This is a genomic window from Acidobacteriota bacterium (assembly GCA_012517875.1).
GTDB lineage: Bacteria > Acidobacteriota > JAAYUB01 > JAAYUB01 > JAAYUB01 > JAAYUB01.
The window spans coordinates 19,958-29,383 of sequence record JAAYUB010000053.1 but is presented as its reverse complement, the minus strand read 5'-3'; the positions used below and the strand labels follow the sequence as shown (position 1 = coordinate 29,383).

General features: G+C 66.4%; 8 protein-coding genes. 2 read left to right on the top strand and 6 right to left on the bottom strand.

What is annotated here, in order from left to right; translation table 11 throughout:
- From GX414_06345 to GX414_06335, 3 genes are all read right to left on the bottom strand, one after another.
- A partial coding sequence (locus GX414_06345; GenBank protein NLI46712.1) for a hypothetical protein occupies positions 1-942 on the bottom strand: 942 nt, incomplete at its 3' end.
- A gap of 21 nt (positions 943-963) precedes the next feature.
- Positions 964-1,284, bottom strand: coding sequence for a hypothetical protein (locus tag GX414_06340; GenBank protein NLI46711.1), 321 nt, complete (start codon positions 1,282-1,284; stop codon positions 964-966).
- 457 nt (positions 1,285-1,741) lie between these two features.
- Complete coding sequence (locus GX414_06335) at positions 1,742-4,426, bottom strand: M48 family metalloprotease (GenBank protein ID NLI46710.1); 2,685 nt, start codon at positions 4,424-4,426, stop codon at positions 1,742-1,744.
- Between the two features lie 221 nt (positions 4,427-4,647).
- Here GX414_06335 and GX414_06330 point away from each other — a divergent pair, with 221 nt between their 5' ends.
- Positions 4,648-5,292, top strand: a complete 645-nt coding sequence (locus GX414_06330; protein NLI46709.1) for a hypothetical protein — start codon at positions 4,648-4,650, stop codon at positions 5,290-5,292.
- Between the two features lie 162 nt (positions 5,293-5,454).
- Here the strand turns inward: GX414_06330 and GX414_06325 are convergent, their stop codons facing one another.
- A complete protein-coding gene (locus GX414_06325) occupies positions 5,455-6,120 on the bottom strand; it encodes a helix-turn-helix transcriptional regulator (protein ID NLI46708.1) in 666 nt (221 codons plus the stop codon).
- A 275-nt stretch (positions 6,121-6,395) separates the two neighbouring features.
- Between GX414_06325 and GX414_06320 the strand changes: the two genes are divergently transcribed.
- Positions 6,396-8,207: a hypothetical protein gene (locus GX414_06320; protein ID NLI46707.1), complete on the top strand. Its 1,812-nt coding sequence runs from the start codon at positions 6,396-6,398 to the stop codon at positions 8,205-8,207.
- A gap of 98 nt (positions 8,208-8,305) precedes the next feature.
- Here the strand turns inward: GX414_06320 and GX414_06315 are convergent, their stop codons facing one another.
- Together GX414_06315 and GX414_06310 are read right to left on the bottom strand one after the other, a co-directional pair.
- Complete coding sequence (locus GX414_06315) at positions 8,306-8,656, bottom strand: hypothetical protein (protein ID NLI46706.1); 351 nt, start codon at positions 8,654-8,656, stop codon at positions 8,306-8,308.
- 69 nt (positions 8,657-8,725) lie between these two features.
- Entirely contained in the window at positions 8,726-9,421 is a 696-nt protein-coding gene (locus GX414_06310; protein NLI46705.1) for a hypothetical protein, read from the bottom strand.
- Positions 9,422-9,426 lie beyond the last annotated feature (5 nt).

Below are 9,426 nucleotides of genomic sequence, written 5' to 3'. Positions count from 1 at the left end.
GGTCATGGGCCGCCGTCGCAGGAATTCGTACCCCAGCAGCCCGTCGAGCCGGATCCCGAAGTCCCGGCGCAAATGCGCCAGGTCGCCCACCACCGCGATCATGCCGTCGAAATCCGTGGGCCCGACCCGGGTGCGGTGCAACTGCAGCCGTCGGGTCACGCGTCTTTGATTGTCGACGCCGACATAGTAACTCCGGTCCAACTCGCGGTAATGCGCTTGGCTGAGGCGGAGGTCCACCGACCGGTCGATCACGGTGGCGGTGGCACCCGTGTCCACGCCAAAGCGGAGTTGCTCACCGCCGATGGTCACTGGAACCACGGGCAACGGGCCGGCCAGCTCGAACGGCATGCGGATGGCGTCGGCCGGGCATTGCCGGGCATCGAGCCGCTCGCCGCTGGCCTCGAGGCGGCAGAGCGTCACCTCCTTCCGGTCGTAGTCCACGGTGAGGTCATACTGCCGGATGGTCCGAAAGCCGATGATCCCGAGGATGGGACAGCCGAGCTGCTTTTCCAGATGCGTCAGATCCATCCCGATGGTTTCGAACCGGCCCATCCGCAGATCCTGCCAGGCAAATTCGCTCACCCAGACGCGATTCACCGCCCGAGTGGTCCCCCCGGCGCCGCCCAGGACGCCATGATCGGCTGCGGGTCGGACACTCCCCCCATCGAGTCGCGGCAGGTTCAACAGCATCGTGCTGGTGCCGGTGTCCAGAATCATGCTGCCGCTCACCCCGTTGACACGCACGTTATCGATGAGCACCAGGTTGGCAGCCAACCGGAAACGGTCGGCGATGACCCGAGGTGGCGCCGCCGTCAGGGGTTCCCAACTGACCAGGATCCGAAACTCCACCTGAAAGAGGTTCAATTCCAGAATCCGGAACGACGGCGACAGCAACAGGTCTCGCTCCATGGCGAACCCGTACATCTGCACGTCAACCGTCACCCGGTATCCTGCCGGGTGCGGCTAAATGTCCATGACTCGGATGGCCTCGAGTTGGTGCAGCTGGTCCAACGCCGCCTGTAGCACCAGTCGGGCGGTGTCGCCCTGCTGGCCGGCGATTTGGAAATCACTGTCCAACAGAAGCTGGATGGCCGACAGATCCCGGTTGATGAGCGCCTGCTCCAGCTGCTCCACCTGCCATCCGATCAGAGTCTCAACAGGCTCGGCGACCTGGGCCGTCGAACGGTTCACCACCAGGAGTCCCATCACCAGCATCGCCCCGGCCAGGCGCTGCCGCCAGATCCGGGCAGGCAGCGAACGCTCCTCCGTCTCCCGTATCCCCACACCATCCTCCCGGCCGGATGCGGATCCCCGGCCTATGGGTCCCGCGACGGCTTTCCACGAACCGGCCGTCCGGGGCGCTGGTGGAATCGACTGCTTCCACTCAGTACGAAAACCAGCAGAAACATCTTATGGGTGGGTTTCCAGAGGAGATTAGAACGGGACGAGTGCCCGTTGACGTGGGATGACCTGTCGAAGAAATGCTTGTCTAGCCGAGCGCGAGCCGTCTGCTGGAACACCGTTTTCTGACAGACTGCCTGCGCAACCGAGTGAACTTTTCAGCTATGGGTCTGAGGATTGTTCGATTGATTGGTTGGTTGGAAAGTCCGAAGTCCGATGTCCCATGTGCGATGTCCGATGCTCGAGAACGAGCCTCGATTACGGTGACGCTGCCGAATTACGAGCACGATCGCGCCGCATGCCTCGTTGAAGGATGCAGTGGGGGTGCTGCAAACACCGCTCAGCGATCGCGGTACAGCGTCACGGGCAGAATGGCCAGTATAAACGCCATCGACGCGGCCAGCGGAGCGTAGAGCGTGGCCCAGCCGCCGATGCCGAACGCTGTGGCCACGCCCGCCGCGAGGCAGCCGATGATCACCAGGCTGAAAATGATGCCACCCGCCTGGGCGTGCCGTCGGGGGTGGTCGCCGCGCACTTCGTCCAGTCGCGGCGGAGGTGGCTCACTCACCGCGAGCTGGTCGCCGCCAGCGGATCTCTGACCGGCCAACCACGCCTCCAGCCGCTGCCGCAGCCGTCGGCTTCGTGCCGAGTTCCCAAGCCGAGAAACGCCGCCCAGCGCTGTCAGCCGCCATATCCGCTCCCGCCCGTCCGGACCGCGCCAGCGTAGGCGGATCTCCTCCGTCCGCAGCAGGCCGGGCGGACCGGCGCCCGCCGCCACCGCGACCACTTCGTCGCCGGGGATTAGAAATCGACACTGGTCGCCGGCATAAGCCAACCCGGCATCGCTCCAGGCGAGAAATCCCACGTCCCAGACGGAATGCCCCTCGTAGAGACGATGATGCGTCTCGGGGGCGAGGCCGACGAATTCGCCGTCCGCCTCGGCCGAGAGCACCCCCTGCCGCCGCAGCCGGCCGGCCAGGTGCCGCCGCACAGCACCGTAACCCGACAGTTGGGTAAAATTGGCCGTCAGCAGGTACACCGCGAGCACAACCAGCGGCCCCGCCGCCAAGGCCATCCACCGAGTGGTGCCGGTCCAGCCGGTGGGCTCCAGCCGCAGGAGCCAGAGCGCCGGCACCAGCGTGAGCAGAGCGAGCATGACCAGCAGATTCAGCATCACTTGACGCGATTTGAACTCGGAGGTGAAGAGACGCTGGGGGTTGCGCATTTCCTCCGGCACCGGATAGCCGTCGACTACCGGCGATGACGGCGTCCGCAGCAGCTCGTCCAGCCGCTCGGCCGGGATGGCGTGGTCAGCGGCGATGGCCTGCGCGCGTCGCAGCGTCGCCGGATGGGTGCCCAATTGCTCGTCCCAGAACCCCCAGCGGATGGGGACAAGATTCATGCGCGACAGTTTGACCAACGCCGTGATGGCGCTCTCCGGATCGCCGGTGAGAGCCACTGCGGCGCGATCGGCGGAGCGCTCACAGCGCCGCCGGACGAACAGCTGTGTCCACAGCATCGCCCCGAAACCGAGTGGCGCCAGGATGACGATCATTGCGTCCAGTAGATCAGGCAGCCGGTCTGCCCCACCCCACCCGACCGCTTCCGCCGCCATGCGCCGCAGGATATCGATGACCGCAAACACGGTGCCGCCGACGAAAAACAGGAGCACGATGATGATCGCGGACACCCACCCCACTAACCGATGGTGGCCCTGCTTGAGATGACTCAGCTCGTGGGCGATCACGGCGTCGGTCTCGGCACGATTGAGGCGCTCCAGCAGGTAGTCGGTCAGGATTACGTCGCTGCCGCGCAGGGCGTAGGCGTTGCCGATCTGCAGTCGGCCGGCGGGCATGACGAAGATCCGCCGAAGCGTCACGCCCGCCTGCCGGGCCAGCGTCTCCATGCGGTCCCGCAGCTCGCCGGACATGAGTTGGTGCGGCGTCATGCCCGTGGCCCACGCGTAGCCGGTGAGCCCCACCAGGGCGCTCAGCAGCGCCAAGCCGAAGAACAGCCAGGCAGCGGGCGCATTGTCAAACAGACAGACCAATCCCACCAGCCCCAGCGTGGCGGGTGCCAGAAACGCCGTCTGCCGCCAAAACTCCTGGCGGACCATCTCGGCCGGCGAGAGGTGGATGCCGCGCACCCGCCGGAAGACAGCGCGCGCCGGCAGGAAGCACGCGACGCCCGCCAGCGCCGGCGGCACGGCCAGCGCCACCAGCCAGGCTGGGCGGCCCGGGCCGACGAGGAACTGAACCAGAGCCCCCCACCGGCCCGTGAAAACCAACCAGAGCCAGGCCAGCCAGCCGCCAGCGAGCACCCACTGGTATGTCCGCCAGAATCCGAACCAGGCCGCGGTGGGATCGGCCTCCGCCAGCCGGAGAGACCGGCGCCGGGCGATCAGGATGAGGCTGAGGGGCGCCAGCACGGCCAGAACCGCCAGCGCCAAGCGCCACCCCACCCCCCACCGGTCATAGCCCCAGCGGACGGTCGCCGCAATCGCCGCCGGAGCGTCTGCTCGCACGATGTAGTGCAGCTCCGTCTGACCGCCGACATACCGTCGGGATGGCTCGAAGCCCGTGTACTCCGCCCAGCCAAGCCGGGGGTGCGCAAGGTGCAGTTTCAGTTGTGGCTGGCGCATGTCCCGCAGCAGGGCCTGCAGCGGACCGATCCGCACCGTGCCCGTCATGACGAGTCCGTCACGTGCCGCCCACCGCCGGAGCGTTCCCCTCACCGCAAGATACCCGTCGTTTTCCAGAACCCGGGAGTCGGCCAGCAGCTGCCCCACCGCCAACTGGACGAGCCCCAGCAGCCGCTCGTGAGAAATCCGCCGCCGCGCGTTTTCCTCAGGCAAGACCAGCCAGGCCTCCACCGCGGCATCACCTGATTCGTCGGCCGTCAGGATCAGGGAACCGGCGGATTCGACTTCGTCTTCCTCGGAGTATGCGTGCGCCGCCTGAACGCACACCCCGCCGATCGCCGTCACCAGCAGCAGGACGCATCCCAACCGCATGCGGACACCCATACTTCCCTCCTGCGCCTGTTCCGCCGCAGCCACCCCGTCGGTGTGACTACAGTCATTGTAGCCGCCCCGACAGCTCGGAGCCAGCAGGTTTAGTCCGAAGCCCACCGATCCTGAGCTTCACTGTTATGATTCGGCTTCACCACCAAACATTCCGTGTTCTGAACGATTCCAGTATCATTCTGGAGACCTTTCCGAAAATCCTGTCTGCCCGGAGGATGCCCGTGAACGGATCGACCGGCGGTATGAACGCATCAGCAAAATGGGACGTGCTGGTGGACGGGAAAATTCACCAGGGTCTGGATACGGCGGCGGTCCAGGGAATGATCCGGTCCAACCGCCTGGCAGCCGACAGCATGGTTCGTGCCGCGGGCGGGGCATGGCGGAAAGTCCTGGACTTCCCCGAGCTGGTGCCCATAGTGGCCACCCACGTGGCGGAGACCCGCCGGGCCCAGCACCAGGAGTACGCGTACTGGAAGGGCCTGGTTGTCGCCACGCCGCTCGCCGCAGCTGCGGCCGCCTGGGCGAACATCTACGATCCGCAGCTCGAGAACTGGAGCCAGTATGCCCAGGCGCTGGTGCCGGTCCTCGTCAAGTACCTGGTCTTGTTCGTGGGGGCGACGGTGTTCATCAACTGGTACCACCATTACCTGTTGCGGCAGGACAACCACTGGGGCTTCTGGCGCTACAGCCGGGCCGGTGCCATCGGTGCGGTTCTCGGGATCCTGATGGTCCTGATCGGTTGCCCGCCGTACCTCCCCTTCCTGCCTATCCTGAGCGAGATTCTGAGCGCCGAGCTGCTCATCATCGCCATCGTGATGGTCTTCCGACTCGTGTTCGAGAAGAAATTCAAGGTGGAAAACGCCTGAGTGGTGTGCAACCGCCGTCTATTACCGACCGCCGAACCGGGCGTTCGATGAACACGCGCCCGGAGCGTGTGCCCGGGGAAGGACGCCGATTCCAACTGCCGTCGCTTGCGTTTGCCTGCCGTCTGGCCGCATTCGTCGCATGCGGCGTACGGCATTCGCGGCCTACGTGGCCTGGATCTGCTTGGGGAGCATGCCGAAGCGTTTCTTGAAGAGCTGGCTGAAGTAGGCCGGATCGGAGAAGCCGAGGCGCCAGGACAGCTCCTTGATGGTGGTGCGCTCCGTCTCGTCGCGGAGAATGAACAACGCCCGATTCAGCTTCTCGTTGAGGATGGCCTCCTGAACGGTGAACTGTTTCTCCTTTTTAAATTTGTTTGACAGGTAATTCGGATGGTAATCGAACCGCTCGGCCAGCACGGTGAGCGTCGTCTCCTTGAGTTCCGCCAGCGGGCAGGAAGCCAGGTGCATGAGCAGGCGCTCCGAGAAGGCCTGCTCGTGGCGCTCGACCTCGTATTCGCGCAGAAACCGCGCGACGTCCCGAACAAACAATTCGGCCTTGCGCGCCGCATCCGCCTCGTTGATGAAGCCCTCGGTGACCGCCACTTCCTGCCGCATGATCCGTTCGGTGTCATTGACGAACAAGATGGACAGTATCCCGAACACCACCGTGCTGAAGCGGGTGTTGAGGCGACGCGTATCCTGCTGGCAGTCTGCGACGATGAGCTGGGCATAGCGCTGGATGCACTCGGCAAAGGCGTTCGCGCCCTGCAGGTGGTAGATTTTGAGCAGCTCGCGGGCCAGCTCCAGGCTTTCGGTGAATTTCGATGGCATGGATCACTCCGTGCTTCGGATTGTACCAGCACCGGCCGGCCGATGCCAAGGGTATGAGGAATATCGTTGGTCCATCTGTTCTGCCGATTTTTATCGGTTGTGACGCGCCAATGTTGCGCGGTCTGTGTCCGCAAGCAATCGGGCCCCGGCAAGTCTGTTGTGATTTGGACCGATTGACAACACTCCCGGAAAATCAGAAGTGCCGGTTTGACTTCGAACAGTCGGTGGATTAGATTGACGGTGCCCAGGATCGATCAGACTGTCGGGGGATGTCCATGGACCACACAGCATCCGGTCACGGCGTTTCGCGGCGCGGAAACGGGCAGAGCATCGGGAAACGGGCCCTGCGCGCGCTGCAGAACCACCAGTGGCTGATCATCGGCGCGCTTGCGCTCGCGTCCATCGGGCTTGGCATCGTCGGTTTCCGGAACTACAGTGCCGCCACGGGCCAGTCGCGCTCGTTCTGGGACATCCTGTACCTGGCCCTGCAGCTCTTCACCCTGGAGTCGGGTTCGGTCTACGGCCCGGCGGTGGGCTGGGAACTGGAGGTGGCCCGACTGCTGGCGCCCGGCATCGCCGCCATCGCCGCGGTCAAGGCCTTCGCCCTGGTGTTCCGCGAGCAGTTGCAGCTGTTCCGGATGCGATTCGTACGCGGTCACGTGGTCATATGCGGACTGGGGCGGAAGGGCCTGCGTCTGGCGCGGCAACTGCGCGCCGAGGGCCGGCGGGTGGTCGCCATCGAACGCGACGAGGGGAACGACCACATCGCCCAGTGCCGCGACCTGGGAGTCGTTGTGCTGCCGGGCGACGCCACCGATGTCGAGATGCTGCGCAAGGCGCGGCTGGGCGAGGCCGCCTGTGTCGTCGCCGTCTGCGGCGACGACGGGGCCAACGCCGAGGTGGCGGTGCACGCCCGGGAACTCGCCCGATGGAGGCGAGGCCAGCCGCTGCAGGCGGTGGTCCACATCACGGACCCGCAGCTCTGCCGCCTGCTCGTGGAGCAGGAGCTGGAGCGCCGGCACCGGGACCCGTACCGCCTGGAATTCTTCAACGTCTTCGACATCGGCGCCCGCTCGTGGCTGTCGCTCCATCCGGCCACCGCCGGGCCGGAGGGCCGCCCGCTCCCGGCCCCGCACCTCACGTTGGTGGGCCTGGGGCGCATGGGCGAGAGTCTGCTCGTCCAGGCGGCGCGCGGATGGCGCGACGCGGGTGCCGACGGCGAATTCCACGTGACCGTGATCGACCGGTTCGCCGCCGCCAAGGTGGCGTCGCTCTGCCACCGCTATCCCCGCCTGGCCCAGGCCTGCCGCCTCACCGCCCTGGACATGGACGTGGAGTCGCCCGAATTCCATCGCGGCGATTACCTTCCGGCGCGGGATGGCGCGACTGCGGTGTTCATCTGTCTCGACAACGACGCCCTGGGCCTGGCGGCGGCGCTGGCTCTTCAGCCCCGCACGCGTAGCCTGAACATCCCCGTCGTGGTCCGGATGACGGGAGACGCGGGGCTGGCCACCCTGTTGCGCGGCGACGAGGCCGTGCCCGGCGCCCCGCCGGCCATCCAGGCCTTCAGCCTGCTGGACCAGGCGTGCCGCCCCGAGCAGATCCTGGCCGGCACCCACGAGGCCCTGGCCCGGACCATCCATGCCGACTACTGCCGGCATCAGCGGGAGCGCGGCGAGACGCCGGCGACCAACCCGGCCATGGTGCCCTGGGACGAGCTGCCGGAACATTTGCGCGACTCCAACCGCGACCAGGCCGCCCACATCGGCGTCAAGCTGCGCGAGCTGGGCTGTGCGCTGGCGCCGCTCACGGACTGGGACGAACCGCTCTTCGCGTTCACCGCCGACGAGGTGGAGCGTCTGGCCCGCCTGGAGCATGACCGGTGGGTGGACGAGCGCCGCCGCGCCGGCTGGCGCCCGGGTCCCGCCAAGGACGTGGACCGGAAGATCTCAGCCTACCTGGTGCCATGGGAGGCGCTCACCGAACCGGTGCGCGACCAGGATCGGGAGCCGGTGCGGCAGCTCCCCCGTTTTCTCGCCGGCGCCGGCTTCAAGATCATCCGCCTCAACCGGCCATCGGCCGATTGAGATATTTTCCGATTTCGCCTGATACATCGTAAGGGTACTTGTCGTTGGCTCCCGTTGCTCAGTTGGTCTTCGTGCTCTGAGTGCCTTGGCGAGCCCGCTCACCGCTCTGACGTTCCGCCTCCCGCCAGTTCGTCGATGACTGCTTCGGCTTCTCTCTCCAGCCGGCCGCACGCGGTGACCACCCGCGGATCGGCCCGCAGCTGCCGGCCGACCGCCTCCAACCGGGTCAGGTTGCCATAAATCACCTTCCAGAGCGGGATCATCCGCCGGCCGAACCCCCACAGCACCTCGGTACCGAGACACCGGCTGAACGCGAGTCCCAGTCGCTTGTAGAGCACCCGGCCCTGCCGGGGCAGATCGGTGATCATGGCGCCATCCAGGTCGTGCAGCCGTTCCAGAAAGCGCCTGATCGCGGGCTGCTTGTAGGCCTCGACGAAAAACCGCAGCATGTCCGGCGTGATGGCGTGCCGCAGTTCGCACAGCTCGCCGCTCAGGCACAGGTAAAGCAGCTCGATGGCCTACCGGAACGCGGTCAGGCGGAAATGATCAGCCACCAGAATGCCCAGCCGCTGGTCCTCATGCCAGGCGGCCTGGAAAACGTGCCGCCCCAGGTCGTACAACAGGGCGTCCACCGCCCCGTCGCCGGAGCCGGCGCCCCCCAGCATGGCCCGTGCGGCGTCCCGCAGGTGCGCCAGCCGCAGAAAGTATACCTCGTGGCCGACGTCCATCAGGCGTACGAACCGCTCGTCCTGAAGCGGGTAGCCGGGGCTCAGATGGAAGTCCTCCACCACCAGGCTGTACTCGCCCCAGTAGTCCCGGCGCGTCCGGCTCACGTAGTACACCGGCAGCAGGTCGGGCAGCTGCCGCACATCGTGGTGCAGATCGTAGTCGACATCCAGCAGCGCCGTGCGCAGCGCGCGCGGATCCCGCAATGAGCAGGTCGCGGGGCCGTAGTGGCCCTCGACGCGCAGCGGCTCGCTCAGGATGCGGGTCAGGACGGCCAGATCCTTCACCGTCCCCCCTTCCCGCTCCAGCCGGAGGCGCTGGGCGTCCAGCCGCTGGAGCTGATTCAGAACGGGCGCCAACGCCTTGCGGCGATCCACCTCCGGCCGGCGGCTCCACCAGTCGCCGGTGCCATAGTCGAACGTCGATGACCAGCCGCCCGCCGGTTTCGGCAGCGTCAGCGTGTCGGTGGTCGTGGTGCGGTTGCCCATGGCTT

What these genes read in the sequence shown, in the direction of transcription:
- GX414_06335 (NLI46710.1), bottom strand. Translation starts at nt 4,426, where the DNA reads ATGGGTGTCCGCATGCGGTTGGGATGCGTCCTGCTGCTGGTGACGGCG.
- GX414_06315 (NLI46706.1), bottom strand. Translation starts at nt 8,656, where the DNA reads ATGCTGCGGTTTTTCGTCGAGGCCTACAAGCAGCCCGCGATCAGGCGC.
- GX414_06310 (NLI46705.1), bottom strand. Translation starts at nt 9,421, where the DNA reads ATGGGCAACCGCACCACGACCACCGACACGCTGACGCTGCCGAAACCG.
- GX414_06320 (NLI46707.1), top strand. Translation starts at nt 6,396, where the DNA reads ATGGACCACACAGCATCCGGTCACGGCGTTTCGCGGCGCGGAAACGGG.
- GX414_06325 (NLI46708.1), bottom strand. Translation starts at nt 6,120, where the DNA reads ATGCCATCGAAATTCACCGAAAGCCTGGAGCTGGCCCGCGAGCTGCTC.